We start from the raw sequence: 16,423 nt of genomic DNA, 5'->3' as shown, positions 1-16,423 counted from the left end.
AGAGGCCGTCTCGCTCTCCCACGCCAGGCACGTTGCGGGCAGGGGGCTGCCCGCAACGTTGCAGATTTGACACGGAGAAGTCCGTTTTTTAAGGTTTCGTTAAAGGAGGGGCGTGCTAATGTGCGCCCCCAGTTCGTGTCAACCCCCTTTCCGGGGACCGGCCTCATGCTCAAGCAGCGCACCCTCAAGAACGTCATCCGCGCCACCGGCGTCGGCCTGCACAGCGGCGAGAAGGTCTACATGACCCTGCGCCCGGCGGCCGTCGATACCGGCATCGTCTTCCGCCGCGTCGATTTCGACGTGCCGGTGGAGATCAAGGCCACGGCCCTGGCGGTCGGCGACACCTCGCTCTGCACCGCCCTGGTCAAGGACAATGTGCGGGTCATGACCATCGAGCACCTGCTCTCGGCCATGGCCGGCCTCGGCATCGACAATGCCTATGTCGACCTGTCCACCGCCGAGGTGCCGATCATGGACGGCTCGGCCGGCCCCTTCGTGTTCCTGCTGCAGTCGGCGGGCATCGAGGAGCAGAACGCGCCCAAGCGCTTCATCCGCATCAAGAAGCCGGTACGGGTGGAGGAGGGCGACAAGTGGGCCCGCTTCGAGCCCTTCGAGGGCTTCAAGGTCGGCTTCACCATCGACTTCCAGCACCCGGCCTTCCGCCGCTCCACCTCGAACGCCGAGATCGATTTTTCCACCACCTCCTTCGTCAAGGAGGTGAGCCGGGCCCGTACCTTCGGCTTCATGCGCGACATCGAGTTCCTGCGCGAGCGCAACCTCGCGCTCGGCGGCTCGATGGACAATGCCATCGTGATGGACGACTACCGCGTGCTCAACGAAGACGGCCTGCGCTACGAGGACGAGTTCGTGAAGCACAAGATCCTCGATGCCATCGGCGACCTGTACCTTCTGGGGCACAGCCTGATCGGCGCCTTTTACGGCCACAAGTCCGGGCATGCGCTCAACAACCGCCTGCTGCGCACCCTGCTCGCCGACCAGAGCGCCTGGGAGGAAGTGACCTTCAGCGATTCTTCGAAGTCGCCGATCTCCTACGCCAGCCCGGCGGCCGCGATCTGAGCCCTGGCAGAAGCGTGATGGACTTCGTGAGTCCGGTCACAGTCTTTGACAAAGCCCGCCGTCTTCACGGCGGGTTTCGTCTTTCTTGGCCTGCGCTTACGGTTTTCTTAGCGGGTTTTTAACGATAGCCCCGTAGACTCGGCCGGCCCATGGCGTTCCTCAGCGCGTCCGGCCGCTTGCGGCCAGGCGCAGGAGCTGGGCCCGGAGTTCCGGGTCGGCCACGGATCGGGCGGCGGCCTCGAGCACGGCTCGGGCGCCCGCCGAGAGCGGTGCACCGGGCCGGTCCGGAGCCGGAACGGTCGGGGGCACCACCTTCAGGGTCACCGCGCGGGCCTCGATGCCGGCCGCGTTGGCCGCCGCCAGCAGCAGGGCGGTGTCCAGGCGCAGCCGGGCCTTCCAGGCCGGCGAGGGGACCAGCACCACGGCCGTGCCCTCGGCCACGTTCGCCAGCCGTACCTGCGCGGCCACCGCCGCGGGGAGCTGCTGGCGGAAGCGCGTGTCGGCCGCGTCCAGCCACTGGGCGCGTGCCAGCAGCGCGCCCAGTTCGCCCTCCGCCGCTGCGCGCGCCGCGCGCCGCGGGCCGGGGGAGGCGGGCGGGGTCTCGGTGGCCGGGCGGCCTGACTTGGATCGAAGCATGCTCAATATCATCGTCGTTTCCCGCCACCTCCGCGCGCCCCTGGCCCTGAGCCTCGACTCGGCGAGGCAGCGCGCGGCCGCGGTGGGGATCGCCCTTGGCCTGTTCGCCCTGGTCCTGGGCCTCGGCGGGGTGCTCGGCTGGACGCTCGCCGGCGCCGATGCCCGCATCGCCCCGCTGCGCGCCGAGGTGGCGGCCAGCCGTCAGGCGGTGGAGGACGCACGCGCCGAGGCCCGCCGTGAGGTGAATGCCCTGGCGGTGAAGCTGGGCGAGCTGCAGGCCCAGGCCAACCGCCTGAACGCCCTCGGCCACCGCCTCACCACCCTCGGGCAGTTCCGCGAGGGCGAGTTCGACTTCACCGCAAGCCCCGGCCTCGGCGGCCCGGAGCAGGAGGACGAGGGGCGCCAGGACCTGGCCTTCGCCCTGGGCAGCGTGGAGGCGCAGTTCGACCGCGCCGAGCAGCAGCTCGACGTGCTCGGCGCCCTGCTGCAGAACGAGCAGGTGGCCGCCGACGCCCGCCCCAGCCGCGCCCCGGCTCCGGGCTACATCGTCTCGCCCTTCGGCCGCCGCATCGACCCCTTCACCGGCGCCAAGGCCCACCATCTCGGGGTGGACTTCGCCGCCCGCATCGGCGACCCGATCAAGGCCGCGGGCGGCGGCATCGTGAAGTTCTCCGGCTGGAAGAACGGCTATGGCAACACCGTGATCATCGACCACGGCGATGGCTACCAGACGCTCTACGGCCACAACCAGCGCAACCTGGTGCGCGAGGGCGACATCGTCCGCGCCGGCCAGGAGATCGCCAAGGTCGGTTCCACCGGCCGCTCCACCGGTGCCCACCTGCACTTCGAAGTGCACGTGAACGGCCGCCCGGTGAATCCCACCGCCTACCTGCAGCGCATCCGTGGCTGAGCCGGGCGCGCGGCGCGGCCCCTGGCCGCTTCCGTCCGGCGAACACCCGCTGCGCCGTGGCGGGCAGGCCGGGCGGTTCCGCCGCGACTTGATAATGGCCCCCGCCGCCTCCAGCTAGAATGGAAGGCTGCCGTCCGGCAGCCGTTCGCGTTCCTGAACCGGGCGCGACGCCCTCCCCAGAAGACCCGTCCATGCTCAATCGCCTCCTCACCGCCCTGTTCGGCAGCCGCAACGAGCGCATCGTCCGCCAGTTCTCGAAGAACGTCGCCCGGATCAACGCCTACGAGCCCGCCCTGCAGGCCCTCGACGACGAGGCGCTGAAGGCCAAGACCGCCGAGTTCAAGGCGCGCCTCGCCAAGGGCGAGACCCTGGACGACCTGCTGCCCGAGGCCTTCGCCGTCTGCCGCGAGGCGGCGCGCCGCGTGCTCGGCATGCGCCACTACGACGTGCAGCTGATCGGCGGCATGGTGCTGCATGCCGGCAAGATCGCCGAGATGCGCACCGGCGAGGGCAAGACCCTCGTGGCCACCCTGCCCACCTACCTCAATGCGCTGGCCGGCAAGGGCGTGCACGTGGTCACGGTGAACGACTACCTCGCCCGCCGCGACGCGGCGTGGATGGGGCGGCTCTACAACTTCCTCGGCCTCTCGGTGGGCGTGATCTACCCCGGCATGCCGATGGGCGAGGAAAAGCGCGCCGCCTACGCCGCCGACATCACCTACGGCACCAACAACGAGTTCGGCTTCGACTACCTGCGCGACAACATGGCCCTGCGCAAGGAGGACCGCTACCAGCGCGGGCTGAACTTCGCCATCGTCGACGAGGTCGACTCGATCCTGATCGACGAGGCAAGGACGCCGCTGATCATCTCCGGCCCTGGCGACGAATCGCCGGAGCTGTACGTCAAGGTCAACCGCATCGTGCCGCAGCTCTCGCGCCAGGCCGACGAGAACGCCGAAGGCGATTTCTGGGTGGACGAGAAGGGCAAGCAGGTGCACCTCTCGGAGCAGGGCATGGAGCATGCCGAGGCCCTGCTCAAGGCCGCCGGCATCATCGCCCAGGACGACCATCTCTACGCTGGCCACAACATTGCGGTGGTGCACCACCTCAACCAGGCCTTGCGCGCTCATGCCCTGTTCCAGAAGGACGTGGACTACATCGTGCGCAATGGCGAGGTGGTGATCGTGGACGAGTTCACCGGCCGCACCCTGCCGGGCCGGCGCTGGTCCGACGGCCTGCACCAGGCGGTGGAGGCCAAGGAGGGCGTGCCGATCCAGCGCGAGAACCAGACCCTGGCCTCGATCACCTTCCAGAACTACTTCCGCATGTACGGCAAGCTGGCCGGCATGACCGGCACGGCCGACACCGAGGCCTTCGAGTTCCAGCAGATCTATGGCCTCGAGGTGGTGGTGATCCCCACCCACCGGCCGATGATCCGCAAGGACCTGCCGGACCTCGTGTTCCTCAACCGCAAGGGCAAGTACCGGGCGGTGATCGAGGACATCAAGGAACGCAATGCCAAGGGCCAGCCGGTGCTGGTGGGCACCACCTCGATCGAGACCTCGGAACTGCTGAGCCGTGAACTGCGCGCCGCCGGCATCCCGCACGAGGTGCTGAATGCCAAGCAGCACGAGCGCGAGGCGCAGATCGTGGCACAGGCCGGCAAGCCGGGCGCCGTCACCATCGCTACCAACATGGCCGGCCGCGGTACCGACATCGTGCTCGGCGGCTCGCTGGAGGCCGAGCTCGCCGCCGCCGGCGAGATCGACGAGGTGGCGAAGGCGCGCATCAAGTCCGAGTGGCAGGCCCGCCACGATGCGGTGAAGGCTGCCGGCGGCTTGCACATCATCGGCACCGAACGCCACGAGAGCCGCCGCATCGACAACCAGCTGCGCGGCCGCGCCGGCCGCCAGGGCGACCCGGGCTCCTCGCGCTTCTACCTCTCGCTCGAAGACAACCTGATGCGGATCTTCGCCAGCGACTGGGTGCACAAGGCCATGACCCGCATGGGCATGAAGGAGGACGAGGCCATCGAGAGTGGCCTCGTCACCCGCCAGATCGAGAATGCGCAGCGCAAGGTCGAGGCCCACAACTTCGACATTCGCAAGAACCTGCTCGACTTCGACGACGTGGCCAACGACCAGCGCAAGGTGGTGTACGAGCAGCGCAACGAGCTGCTCGACCAGGGCGATGTGCACGAGGCCGTGGCGGCGATCCGCGACGATGTGCTCACCGCCCACGTGCGCCGCTACGTGCCGGCGCAGTCGATCGACGAGCAGTGGGATCTGGCTGGCCTCGAGGCAAGCCTGCGCGACGAGTTCGGCATCGAGGTCAGCGTGCGCGACGCGGTGGCCCGCGAGCTCGACGACGAGGGCGTGCTGGCCGAGGTGCTGGAGGCCGGTCGCCGCCATTTCGAGGCCAAGGAAGCCCAGCTCGGTCCCGAGCTGATGCGCCAGCTCGAGAGCCAGGTGATGCTCTCCATGCTCGACCAGAACTGGAAGGAGCATCTGGCGCGCATGGACTACCTGCGCCAGGGCATCCACCTGCGCAGCTATGCCCAAAAGCAGCCGAAGCAGGAGTACAAGCGCGAGGCCTTCGCCTTGTTCGAGGAGATGCTGGAGAAGGTGAAGCGCGACATCACCACTCTGCTTGCCCGCGTGCGCATCCGCAGCGAGGAGGAGGTGGCGGCGATGGAGGCCGAGGAGCGCCGTCGTGCCGAGGCCGCCGCTCGCGCCATGCAGTTCCAGCACCCGGAGACCGGCAGCTATTCCGCCGACGAGGAAGCTGCCGAGGTGGCCGCGGCCCAGGGCGGCCCGCGCGCCGCCGCCGTGCGCAATCCAGGGCCACCGATCGGCCGCAACGATCCCTGCCCCTGCGGTTCGGGCAAGAAGTACAAGCACTGCCACGGCCAGGCCCGCTAAAGGCCGGCAGGCCCTTTCCGCCGCCATCATGCCCCCGCCGCCGGCCGCGCCGCCGCTGCATGTCGTGGCGGCGGTGCTGCGCGATGCGGCCGGCCGCGTGCTGCTGGCGCGCCGCCCCGCGCACAAAACCGAGGGGGGGCTGTGGGAGTTCCCCGGCGGCAAGGTCGAGCCGGGGGAAGGCGCCGAGCCGGCCCTGCGCCGCGAACTGCAGGAGGAACTCGGCATCGAGGCCGGGCCGATGACGCCGTTCATCCGGGTGCCGGTGGCCGACGGAGTGCCGGCCGTCCCGGCGGGCGAGGCAGGGCTGCCGCCGCTGCGCCTCTGGCTCGACACTTGGGCGGTGGCGGGTTTCCACGGCCAGCCCCGCGCCCGTGAGCATGCCGAACTCGTCTGGGCCGAGCCCGCGGCGCTGGCCGCCTATCCCATGCCCTTGGCCGACCACCCCGTGCGGGCTGCGCTCACCGCGCCCGAGGCCATCCTGGTCACCCCCGAGCCGGGCGAGGGCGAGGCCGCCGAGGCCCGCTTCCTGCGCGCCGTGGAGGAGGCCCTGGCCCGCGGCCTGCGCCGCGTGCACCTGCGCCTGCCGGATGCCCGTGCCGGCCAGCGGGGAAGGCTCGCCGAGGCCCTGGCCCCACGTTGCCGCGCCCACGGCGCCGCCCTGTACGTGCACGGCGATGCGCCCCTTGCCGTTCGCCTCGGCCTTGGCCTGCACCTGCGCCACGGCCAGCTCTTCGCTGCCGGCGCCGAGGCCCTGTGCGCCGCCCAGCGCGCCGCCGGCCTGCCGCTCTCGGCGGCCTGCCACGATGCTCCCAGCCTGCGCCGCGCCGAGGCCCTCGGCGTGCAGGACCTGCTGCTGGGGCCGGTGGCCGCCACCCCCACCCATCCCGGTGCCCCGGTCCTCGGCTGGGAGGGCTTCGAGGCCCTGCGCGCCCTCACCGCCCTGCCGGTGTATGCGCTGGGCGGCCTCGGGCCCGGCGATCTTGCCGAGGCCCGGCGCCACGGGGCGCAGGGCGTGGCCGGCATCCGCGGGTTCTGGCCTCAGCCCTTGGGCAGGTAGCGTGCCGCCAGCCGCGCCACGGCGGCGGCGAGGTCCTCTGGCGTGCCGGTATTCACCAGCACGTCGTCGGCCAGGGCGAGGCGGGCCTCGCGCGGGGCCTGGGCGGCGATCATCGCCTCGGCCAGCGCCGGGTCGATGCCGTCGCGGGCCAGCAGGCGCTGGCGCTGCAGGGCGGGCGGCAGGTCCACCACGAGGATGCGCTCCAGCTCCGGCCAGGCGGCGCGGCCGCCGCCTTCCGTCAGCAGCGGGATGTCCAGCAGCACGAGGGGCGTGGAGGCCGCCGCGGCGCGCTCACGCATCCAGGCGCGGATGCGTGGGTGCAGCAGGCTCTCGAGCTGCTTTCTGGCGGCCGGATCGGCGAACACCCGCTGGCGCAGGGCGGCGCGGTCGAGCTGGCCATCGGGACGGCGCAGGTCCTCCCCGAAAGCCGCCAGCACCGCCGCCAGTCCCTCGCTGCCCGGGGCCACCACGGCACGGGCCGCGGCATCGGCATCCACGAGGCAGCCGGGATGGAGCGCTTCGAAAGCCCGGGCCGCGGTGCTTTTCCCGGAGGCGATGCCGCCGGTCAGGCCGACCCGCAGGCGGTGGGGGGCGGCGGGGGCGGGCATGGGCGGACTTTAGCCGGCCGGTGCGCCGCCTGGCAGCATCAGGCCCCAGTACAGGGCCATCAGCTGCTCGCCGAACAGGAACCAGAGCCAGCCGGCGATGGCGAGGAAGGGGCCGAAGGGGATGGGAGTGGCGCGGTCGCGGCCCTGCACGGCGAGGCCGATGCCGCCGATCAGTGCGCCCACGAGGGAGGAGAGCAGCACGATGGGCAGGATGGCCGAGGCCCCGCACCAGGCGCCGAGTGCGGCCAGCAGCTTGAAGTCGCCATAGCCCATGCCCTCCTTGCCGGTGAGCAGGCGGAAGGCGTGGTACACCGTCCACAGGCTGAGATAGCCCGCGAGCGCCCCCAAGATGGCGCTCTGAGGCGGTATGAACAGGGTGACGAGGCTGGCGGCCAGTCCCAGCCACAGCAGCGGGTAGGTGAGGCTGTCGGGCAGCAGCCGGGTGTGCCAGTCGATGCCGGCCAGGGCGATGAGCAGGGCGCTGAAGGCCATGGCCGCCGCGCCTTCCAGCCCGAGGCCGAAGCGCCAGGCGCAGGCGGCGAAGGCAAGGCCGGTGAGCAGTTCCACCACCGGGTACTGCAGCGAGATCGGCGCCTTGCAGGCCGCGCAGCAGCCGCGCAGCACGAGCCAGCTCAGCACCGGCACGTTCTGGTACCAGCGGATGGCCTGCCCGCAGGCCGGGCAGTGCGAGCCCTTCACCACGATGCCAGGCGGGGCCGGTTCCTCGCCGGGGGGCAGCTCCAGCAGCTCGCGGGCCTCGCGCCGCCAGGCCCACATCAGGCGCGGCGGCACCCGCAGGATCACCACATTGAGGAAGCTGCCGACCAGCAGGCCGAACAGGAAGACGGCCGCGAGCGCGGCCGTCGGGGAGGCATCCAGACCGGTCAGCATCGATCAGATGGCCATACCGAGCTTGAAGATCGGCAGGTACATGGCAATCACCATGCCGCCCACCAGCACGCCGAGCACGGCGATGATGAAAGGCTCCATCAGGCTGGTGAGGGCATCGACGGAGTTGTTCACCTCGTTCTCGTAGAACTCGGCCACCTTGAACAGCATGGAATCCAGCGAACCGGATTCCTCGCCGATGCCGACCATCTGCACCACCATGGGCGGGAAGATGCCCACCTGCTTCATGGCGAGGTTGAGCGAGTAGCCCACCGCCACGTCGTCGCGGATCTTCCGCGTGGCTTCGTCATAGATGACGCTACCGGTGGCGCCGGCCACGGTATCGAGCGCCTCCACCAGGGGCACGCCGGCCTTGAAGGTGAGGGCGAGCGTGCGGGCGAAGCGGCTGATGGCCGACTGGTGCAGGATCTGTCCGATCACCGGGATCTTCAGCAGCATGCGATCCACGGTACGTTGCACGTTGGTCGAGCGTCGGTAACTGAGCACGAATGCGAAACCACCGGCAACGGCAGCGATCAGCATCCACCACCAGTTCGCCAGCATGAACTCGGAAGCGCTCACGTACATCTGGGTGAAGGCCGGCAACTCCGCGCCGAACCCCTCGAAGGTGGTCTTGAACTGCGGGATCACGTACATCAGCAGGATCAGGCTGACGATCAGGCCCACTGCCAGCACGCCGGCGGGGTAGAACAGCGCCTTCTTGATCTTGCCCTTCAGCGCCTGGATGCGCTCGAGGTAGCTCGCCAGGGTATCGAGCACGCCGGCGCCCTCGCCGGCCTTGACGAGGTTGCGGTAGAGCTCGTTGAACTGCATGGGATAGGCCCTGAGGGCCTCGCTGAAGGCCGAGCCACCCGAGACATCGTCGCGCAGGGCTTTCAGCATGTTGGCGAACTTGGGGTTCTTCTGGCCATTGGCGAGGATTTCCAGCGCCTGCACCATGGGCACGCCGGAGGCCATCATGGTGGCCATCTGCCGGCTGAAGAAGGTGATGTCCTGCGGGCCCACCGTCTTGCCCGCCGAGCCGAACAGGGGCTTGGGCTTGGGCTTCACCACGCCGGGGTTCATGCCCTGCTTGCGCAGCTCGGCGCGCACGTAGTTGGCCGATTTCGCGGCCATCTCGCCCTTGATGGTCTTGCCGCGCCGGTCGGTGGCGGTCCAGACGAACTCCGAGAGCGGGTTCTCGCGGGGGGCGGGCTTGGCGCCCTTGAGGCTCTTCGCAGTGGCAGACATGGCTTAGTCCTTGGTCACGCGGTTCATCTCGGCCAGGCTGATCAGCCCGGCCTTGACCTTGTTGATGGCGGAGCGGCGCAGGTCGCCGATGCCTTCCCGTTCGCACACGGCGGCGATGTCCATGGCATTGCCGCCTTCCAGGATGATCTTCTGGATCTCCTCGGTCATCGGCATCACCTGGTAGATGCCGACACGGCCCTTGTAGCCGCCGTTGCAGTCCTCGCAGCCCACGGCCTCGTACAGGTCCAGCCCGCCCTCGCATTCCTCGGGCCTGAAGCCCTCGGCCACCAGGGCGGCCTGTGGGATGTGCACCTTCTTCTTGCAGTCGTGCAGGCGGCGGGCCAGGCGCTGGGCGATGATGAGCGTGACCGAGCTGGTGATGTTGTAGGGCGCGATGCCCATGTTCATCAGGCGGGCGATGGTCTGCGGCGCATCGTTGGTGTGCAGGGTGGAGAGCACCAGATGGCCGGTCTGGGCCGCCTTCACCGCGATCTCGGCGGTCTCGAGGTCGCGGATCTCGCCCACCATGATCACGTCCGGGTCCTGGCGCAGGAAGCTGCGCAGGGCGGCGGCGAAGTCCATGCCCTTCTTCGGGTTCATCTGCACCTGGTTGATGCCGGGCACGCGGATTTCCACCGGGTCCTCGGCGGTGCTGATGTTGCGTTCCTCGGTGTTGAGGATGTTGAGGCCGGTGTAGAGCGAGACCGTCTTGCCCGAGCCGGTGGGGCCGGTGACCAGGATCATGCCGTAGGGCTTGGCCAGCGCATCGAGGTAGAGCTGCTTTTGGTGGTCCTCGTAGCCCAGCTTGTCGATGCCCATCTTCGCCGCGCTGCCATCGAGGATGCGCAGCACCGACTTCTCGCCGAACAGGGTGGGGCAGGTGGACACGCGGAAGTCCATCTGCTTTGTCTTGCTGATGTTGAGCTTGATGCGGCCGTCCTGCGGCAGGCGCTTCTCGGCGATGTCAAGGCCGCTCATCACCTTGATGCGGGCGGTGATGCGCGGCCCCAGCTTCACCGGGGCGCGGGCCACCGTCTTCAGCACGCCATCCATGCGGAAGCGCACGCGGAAGTCGGTTTCGTAGGGCTCGAAATGCAGGTCGGAAGCGCCGCGCTTGATGGCGTCGAGCAGCATCTTGTTGACGAACTTGACAACCGGAGTGTCGTCGCCCTTGGCGTCATTCCCGCCGGTGGGGTCCTTGTCATCGTCGCCCGCCTCCGAGTCCAGCGCGTCGAGGCCCTCGTCGTCGCCACCGGCATCGAAGGACTCGGCGGCGGTGAAGGCGCGGTCGATGGCGCGCCGGAGCTGCTCCTCGTCGACCAGGATGGGCTCGACGGTGGCGCCGGCGGCGAACTGGATCTCCTCGATGGCCCGGGTATTGGTGGGGTCGGAGATGGCGAGGAACAGCCGGTTGCCGCGCTTGTACAGCGGCAGCACGCCGTGCTTGGTGATGAGCTCCTCGCTCACCGCCTTCACCGGGGCGCGGGCGAGATCGAAGGCGTTGATCTCGAAGAGCGGAATGCCGAACTCGATGCTGTTGGCCGCGGCCACCGCGGCGCTGGTGACGAGTTTCTTCTCCAGAAGCCAGCGCAGCACCGGCTGTCTGGCCTTGGGCGCCTCCTCCAGGGCGCGGCGGGCATCGGCCTCGGAGAGGGCCCCGTCCATCACCAGGCGCCGGGCGATGCCGGTGATGCCGACGAGGTTGGGCGTGGGCTGGGCGTTCATGCGGGCGGGGGGCGGATCAGGCCTTCACGGAATGCGTACTGTAGCGCAGGCTGCCTTCCGCACCGCAAAAAAACAAGGCGGCCCGGCACTGGCCGGGACGCGGCCCAATGCTCCGGGTCACGGTGCCCGGCAGGCGGCCGGCCGGTACTTCGCCGGCAGGGTGCCACCGGTGCAGGACCAGACGAAGCCGTTGTCGTTCAGCGTGGGCGTGAAGACGACGGTGGTACCGTTGGCCGACGGGCTGCCGCCGAGGGTGTCGTTGAACAGGATGGTGATCTCGGCTCCTGCGCCCACGGTGACGGAACTGACGGCATTGCCGCGGATCGAGGCGGCCGGGCCGAGCCCCGCGGCGGCATTGCTGGTGGGCAGCACGCCGTTGGCGGTATAGGACTCGACCACGCTGGTCTTGGCGCCGGCAACCAGGTTCAGGCCTTCCGCGACCTTGGCGCGGATGGCGTAGTCCTGGTAGGCCGGCAGCGCGATGGCGGCCAGGATGCCGATGATCGCCACGACGATCATGAGCTCGATGAGCGTGAAGCCTTGCTGCGGGTGGTGCTGGCGCATATGCCTCTCCCCTTGTGGTGTGGCGCCCTGACCCAAGCAGATTCCGGGCCAGCCCGGCCGGTTCAAAAACAAAGGGCGCCCCGGGAGGCGCCCTTTGCCCACGAACCGGGCCGTGCCCGTTCGCTTGCCGCGATTACGAGCGGCAGTTGGCCGGGCGGTACTTGGCCGGCATGCTGCCGCCGGTGCAGTTCCAGGTGATGCCGCCATCGGTCAGGGTCGGGGTCAGGACGATGGTGGTGCCGTTGGCCGACGGGCTGCCGCCGAGGGTGTTGTTGTAGGTGACGGTGATGGCGCCGCCCGTGCCCACTTCCACGGAGGTGACGGCGTTGCCCCTGATGCTGGCAGCGTCAGCCAAGCCCGCAGCAGCATTGGTGGTCGGGAAAGCCCCGGTGGCGGTATAGCCCTCGGCTACCGCGGTCTTGGCGCCAGCGGCAAGACCAAGCCCCTCCGACACCTTGCCGCGGATGGCGTAGTCCTGGTAGGCGGGCAGCGCGATGGCGGCCAGGATGCCGATGATCGCCACGACGATCATCAGTTCGATGAGGGTGAAGCCCTGCTGGTTCTTCATGGTGTGACCTCGTGTGAAGGGAGGGGGGAGGATGCCGGGGGTTGCCACCGGGCCGTGCCACCCGGCACGTGCGGGAGGAACAATGCACCATCCGTGCCAAGGGGAAAAGCCCGGGATGTGTGATGCATTGCAAAAAGTGTTGTCCCGGCCCGGGGGCAGAGGGCGGAGCGGGCGCAGGGCGTCGGAAACTGACGTAGTGGGACAGGCGGCCGCCCGGCTTCACTCGATGCCGTACTTCTTCAGCTTGTAGCGCAGGGCGCGGAAGGTGATGCCCAGGGCCTCGGCGGTGCGGGTGCGGTGCCAGCGGTGGGCCTCGAGGGCGCGGATCAGGGTCTCGCGCTCGATCTGTTCCAGGGCCTGCGGCAGGGCGCCGGCGGCGCGGGCGCGGTCCAGCACCTCGGCCATGGCGGGCAGGGGGCGGTCTTCGGCCTCGGCAGGGGCGGCTCCGGCGGCGGGGCCGGGCAGGGAGGCGGGCGTGCCGGGGGCTGCGGCGCCGGGCGGGCTGGCCGGCAGGCCGAGGTCCTCGGCCCGCAGCAGCGGGCCGTCGGCCAGGGCGGCGGCGCGTTCCAGCACGTTCTCCAGTTCCCGCACATTGCCGGGGAAGGGGTAGGCCTCGAGGGCGGCCAGGGCGTCCTCGCCCAGCCGCAGGGGCGTGCCCGTGCCGGCCAGCCGGGCCAGCACGGCCTCGGCGATGGGGCGGATGTCCTCGCGGCGCTCGCGCAGCGGCGGCACTGGCAGGCCGATCACGTTGATGCGGTAGAAGAGGTCGTGGCGGAAGCGCTCGGCCTCGACCAGTTTCGCGAGGTCCTTGTGGCTGGCGGAGAGGATGCGCACGTCCACCTTCACCTCGCTGGCCGCGCCCACCGGCCGCACCGCCTTCTCCTGGATCACCCGCAGCAGCTTCACCTGCATGTGCAGGGGCAGCTCGGCGATCTCGTCGAGGAACAGGGTGCCGCCGCTGGCGGCCTGGAACAGGCCCTCCTTGTCGGCATGGGCGCCGGTAAAGCTGCCTTTTCTGTGGCCGAAGAACTCACTTTCCATCAGTTCGGCGGGGATGGCGCCGCAGTTCACCGGCACGAAGGGGCCGTCCTTGCGCGGGCTCAAGGCATGCACCAGGCGGGCCACCAGTTCCTTGCCGGTGCCGGATTCGCCGCAGATGAACACCGGGGCCTGGCTGCGCGCCACCCGCGCGGCCAGCTCGCGCAGGCGCTGCATGGCCGGGGAATCGCCGAGCAGGCGCGGGCCCACGGCCTGGACGGCGGCGCGGCGCTGCACGCCGAGGTTCAGGGCATGGGTGACGAGCTGGCGCAGCACGGCGAGATCCACCGGCTTGGTGACGAAGTCGAAGGCCCCGGCCTTGAGCGCGGCCACGGCGGCCTCGACATTGCCGTAGGCGGTCATCATGGCCACCGGGGTGTCGGGGTGGTGGGCGGCGATGTGCTCCACCAGCGACAGGCCGTTGCCATCGGGCAGGCGCATGTCGGTGAGGCACAGATCGAAGTCGTGGGCGGCGAGCTGGGCGCGGGCGGCGGCGAGGTCGGCCGCGGTTTCCACCCGCAGGCCCATGCGGCCGAGGGTGAGGGCCACGAGCTCGCGGATGTCGCGTTCGTCGTCGACGATGAGGGCGCTGCGGGCAAGCATCGCTGGGGGGGCGGTCGCTCCTTCGAACGCGGGCAGTGTAGCGCCGGGCCTGCCATACTGTCGCCGAGGAGGCCGCCATGCGACTCGATGACGCGCAACGGGATGCGATCCGCGGGGAGGTGCGTGCCGCCTTCGGCCCAGTGGCGGTGGTGCGCCTGTTCGGATCGCGGTGTTTCGACGCAGCGAAGGGGGGCGACGTGGATCTGCTCGTGGAGGTGCCGGAGCCGGTGCCGGATCCGGCATGGCGCACGGCCTGGCTGGAGGCCCGGCTGATGCGCCGCCTGGGGGGACGCCGCGTGGATGTGCTCCTGGCAGCGCCGAACCTGGACGAGCAGCCGATCCACGCCCTTGCCCGTGACCAGGGGCTGCGCCTGTGAACGGCACTGGGCTCGAGGCCAGGCGTACCTTCCTGTTCCGCGTGGTGGGCCGTGAGGCCGAACTGCTCGCCACCACCGATGCGCGGGTATTCGTGAGCCCGTTCACCGTCGAACGGGCGCGATTGCTCGCCGTCGATGTGGAAGAGTCCGAGCGGGTGGAGGCCTTCGTCGCGCGTTTCTCGCGCCTGCAGGACAGTCTGGGCGACAAATTGCTGCCGCTGCTGCTGGCTTCGCTCGGGGAGCCGGTTGGCGCGGTGATCGACAATCTCGACCGGGCTGAACGGCTGGGGTTCCTTGCCTCGGCGGATGCCTGGATGGCCGTGCGCCGCCTGCGTAACCGCATGGTGCACGAGTACGTCGAGGACCCGGTGTTGCTGGCCGACAGCCTGAACGAAGGGCATGCGCGGGTACCGATGCTGCTGCAGGCGGAGCAGGCGATGCGGGCCGAGGCCCGCCGGCGGGGCTGGATTCCCGGCGGCGCTTAGGCCCCGATCCCGCCCCGCCCGGGCAGGCGGATGCGGAAGCAGGCGCCGCCGGTGGGCACGGGCACGTAGCGCAGGCTGCCCTGGTTCGCCTCGCAGAGCTGGCGGGCGATGTAGAGGCCGAGTCCGGTGCCGTGTTCGCTGGTGGTGAAGAAGGGAGTGAACAGGCGGCTTGCCACGCCGGCGGGGATGCCGGGGCCATGGTCGAGCACGTCGATCTCCACCGCGCCTTCGGGCTGGCCGGCCTCCTCGGCGGGCAGGGCGCGCAGCAGCACCCGCGCCGGTTCGCCGGGGCGGCGGCCGTAGTGGCGGGCGTTGTCCACCAGCACCGTGAGCACCTGCTGCAGGTGGCGCGGGTCTACCGTGGCCTGCAGCGGGCGCGGGCTGCGCTCCTCCAGCACGTCCTCGCCGAGCGGGTGGGCGGCGGCGTACTCGGCCACGAAGCGGCGCAGCAGGGCGGGCAGGTCCACGCACTCGGCCTGGGCGGGCTGGCGCCGGGCAAGGCCGAGGATGCTGTCGACGATGCCATCCATGCGCTGGCACTGGCCGAGGATGATCTCGATCAGCCGCCGGTCGGTGGCGGCGAGGGCCGGGGATTCCTCGAGCAGCTGGGCGGCATGCAGGATGGCGGTGAGCGGGTTTCTGATCTCATGGGCGATGCTGGCGCCGAGCCGGCCCAGGGTGGCGAGGGTGAGCTCCTCCGCGCGGCCGCTGTAGTGCCGGGCATCGTCGAGGAAGATGAGGAACAGCTCCTCGCGGGTGCCAGTGGCGGCGAAGCGCGGCAGCAGTTCCGGGCCTTCCTCGCCCGCCCGCAGGCTGCGCGGCTGCGCCTGCCCGTTGCTGCGCCACTGCCGCAGCAGGGTGTCGAGCCGCGGGTTCACTTCGGCGAGGGTGGCGGCATCGCCGCGGGCCCCGAGCAGGGCCCAGGCGGCCTCGTTGAACAGGCGGATGCGGTGGGCCTCGTCCACCACCAGCACGCCGGTGCGCATGCGCCGGATCACCAGTTCGTTGAGCTGGGCGAGGCGTTCCACCTCGCTGCCGCGCGCGTCGGCCAGGGCCTCGCTGCGGGCCAGCTCGCGGCGCAGGAACTGCGAGAGCAGGGCGCCGGCGAGGTAGCACAGGGCGAACATCGCCGGCTCCACCAGCGGCCGGTCGTCGCGGGCGGCGAGGGTGCTGAGGGCGAATTCGCCGAACACGGCGCCGGCCGCCAGCAGGGCGAGGGCGAGGGCGAGGCGCGGCCCCAGGAGCAGGCTGCCGATGCAGATGTTGAACAGCAGCAAGAGGCCGACGGCGGCATCGAGGCCCTGCTGGGCGGCGAGCACGACGGCGGCGGTGGCGATGTCGGTGGCAAGGCCCCAGCCGCCCTGCAGGGCGAGGTCGGCGCCGGGGCGGCGGGCCAGCCACAGCAGCAGCAGCGATGCGGTCAGGTAGGCGGTCGCGGCCGCGCGCAGCAGCGGGGCATCCACCTGCGAGAGCAGCTGCCACTGGTCGGGCATGAAGGCCAGCACCGCCAGCAGCACGGCCTCGAGCAGGCGGTAGAGGGCGAAGGCGAACAGCTCGCGCTGCTGCACGCCGCCGCGGGGCAGCTGGCTCGATGAGCGGACGAAACGCATGGCCGGCACTGTAGCCGCCCTGCGGGGCGGGCGGGGATGCGGGGCCGTCTTTGCCTTCGCCGCCGGGAGCGGGGACAATACGCGCCCCGTCGGCCGGCCCCCCCG

The 16,423-nt window shown here is 70.4% G+C and carries 15 protein-coding genes; 6 read left to right on the top strand and 9 right to left on the bottom strand.

All coding sequences use genetic code 11. The annotated features are described in order from the left end of the window. Window positions 1–165 precede the first annotated feature (165 nt). The gene (gene lpxC, locus G408_RS0105725) at window positions 166–1,077 is read left to right on the top strand and encodes a UDP-3-O-acyl-N-acetylglucosamine deacetylase (protein WP_028770323.1); all 912 of its coding nucleotides are present in this window, start codon (window positions 166–168) and stop codon (window positions 1,075–1,077) included. 159 nt (window positions 1,078–1,236) lie between these two features. Here lpxC and G408_RS13350 read toward each other — a convergent pair whose 3' ends face one another. After that, window positions 1,237–1,713, bottom strand: coding sequence for a DciA family protein (locus G408_RS13350; RefSeq protein ID WP_051282660.1), 477 nt, complete (start codon window positions 1,711–1,713; stop codon window positions 1,237–1,239). On the opposite strand from G408_RS13350, the gene G408_RS0105715 reads away from it, so the two are divergent. The 3 genes from G408_RS0105715 (at window position 1,712) to G408_RS0105705 (ending at window position 6,601) form a co-directional block, all read left to right on the top strand. Then, on the top strand, window positions 1,712–2,623 hold the full coding sequence (locus tag G408_RS0105715) for a M23 family metallopeptidase (RefSeq protein ID WP_037412471.1): 912 nt from the start codon (window positions 1,712–1,714) through the stop codon (window positions 2,621–2,623). The genes G408_RS13350 and G408_RS0105715 overlap by 2 nt on opposite strands. Before the next feature lie 191 nt (window positions 2,624–2,814). Next, on the top strand, window positions 2,815–5,544 hold the full coding sequence (gene secA / locus G408_RS0105710) for a preprotein translocase subunit SecA (protein ID WP_028770321.1): 2,730 nt from the start codon (window positions 2,815–2,817) through the stop codon (window positions 5,542–5,544). Window positions 5,545–5,572: 28 nt separating this feature from the next. Beyond that, the gene (locus G408_RS0105705) at window positions 5,573–6,601 is read left to right on the top strand and encodes a Nudix family hydrolase (RefSeq protein WP_028770320.1); all 1,029 of its coding nucleotides are present in this window, start codon (window positions 5,573–5,575) and stop codon (window positions 6,599–6,601) included. Here G408_RS0105705 and coaE read toward each other — a convergent pair. The 7 genes from coaE to G408_RS0105670 form a co-directional block, all read right to left on the bottom strand. Next, window positions 6,583–7,209, bottom strand: coding sequence for a dephospho-CoA kinase (gene coaE / locus G408_RS0105700; RefSeq protein ID WP_028770319.1), 627 nt, complete (start codon window positions 7,207–7,209; stop codon window positions 6,583–6,585). The two genes, G408_RS0105705 and coaE, sit on opposite strands and share 19 nt — an antisense overlap. Window positions 7,210–7,218: 9 nt before the next feature. Further along, window positions 7,219–8,097: a prepilin peptidase gene (locus G408_RS0105695; RefSeq protein ID WP_425423339.1), complete on the bottom strand. Its 879-nt coding sequence runs from the start codon at window positions 8,095–8,097 to the stop codon at window positions 7,219–7,221. A 6-nt stretch (window positions 8,098–8,103) separates the two neighbouring features. Then, window positions 8,104–9,348: a type II secretion system F family protein gene (locus G408_RS0105690; protein ID WP_028770317.1), complete on the bottom strand. Its 1,245-nt coding sequence runs from the start codon at window positions 9,346–9,348 to the stop codon at window positions 8,104–8,106. Window positions 9,349–9,351: 3 nt separating this feature from the next. Next, window positions 9,352–11,073, bottom strand: a complete 1,722-nt coding sequence (pilB, locus tag G408_RS0105685) for a type IV-A pilus assembly ATPase PilB (RefSeq protein ID WP_028770316.1) — start codon at window positions 11,071–11,073, stop codon at window positions 9,352–9,354. A gap of 117 nt (window positions 11,074–11,190) precedes the next feature. Next, entirely contained in the window at window positions 11,191–11,637 is a 447-nt protein-coding gene (locus tag G408_RS0105680; protein WP_028770315.1) for a pilin, read from the bottom strand. A gap of 133 nt (window positions 11,638–11,770) precedes the next feature. Continuing rightward, complete coding sequence (locus G408_RS0105675) at window positions 11,771–12,205, bottom strand: pilin (RefSeq protein WP_028770314.1); 435 nt, start codon at window positions 12,203–12,205, stop codon at window positions 11,771–11,773. 219 nt (window positions 12,206–12,424) lie between these two features. Further along, a complete protein-coding gene (locus tag G408_RS0105670) occupies window positions 12,425–13,846 on the bottom strand; it encodes a sigma-54-dependent transcriptional regulator (RefSeq protein WP_028770313.1) in 1,422 nt (473 codons plus the stop codon). Window positions 13,847–13,923: 77 nt separating this feature from the next. Between G408_RS0105670 and G408_RS0105665 the strand changes: the two genes are divergently transcribed. Both G408_RS0105665 and G408_RS0105660 read left to right on the top strand, forming a co-directional pair. Next, complete coding sequence (locus G408_RS0105665) at window positions 13,924–14,223, top strand: nucleotidyltransferase domain-containing protein (protein ID WP_028770312.1); 300 nt, start codon at window positions 13,924–13,926, stop codon at window positions 14,221–14,223. Continuing rightward, window positions 14,220–14,708, top strand: a complete 489-nt coding sequence (locus G408_RS0105660) for a hypothetical protein (RefSeq protein ID WP_028770311.1) — start codon at window positions 14,220–14,222, stop codon at window positions 14,706–14,708. Before G408_RS0105665 ends, G408_RS0105660 begins: the two co-directional genes overlap by 4 nt. Here the strand turns inward: G408_RS0105660 and G408_RS0105655 are convergent. Then, window positions 14,705–16,318, bottom strand: coding sequence for a sensor histidine kinase (locus tag G408_RS0105655; RefSeq protein WP_037412468.1), 1,614 nt, complete (start codon window positions 16,316–16,318; stop codon window positions 14,705–14,707). The two genes, G408_RS0105660 and G408_RS0105655, sit on opposite strands and share 4 nt — an antisense overlap. Between the last annotated feature and the right edge of the window lie 105 nt (window positions 16,319–16,423).

This window comes from Silanimonas lenta DSM 16282 (genome assembly GCF_000429065.1).
Taxonomy (GTDB): Bacteria; Pseudomonadota; Gammaproteobacteria; order Xanthomonadales; family Xanthomonadaceae; genus Silanimonas; species Silanimonas lenta.
This window is presented reverse-complemented; position numbering and strand designations above follow the sequence as displayed.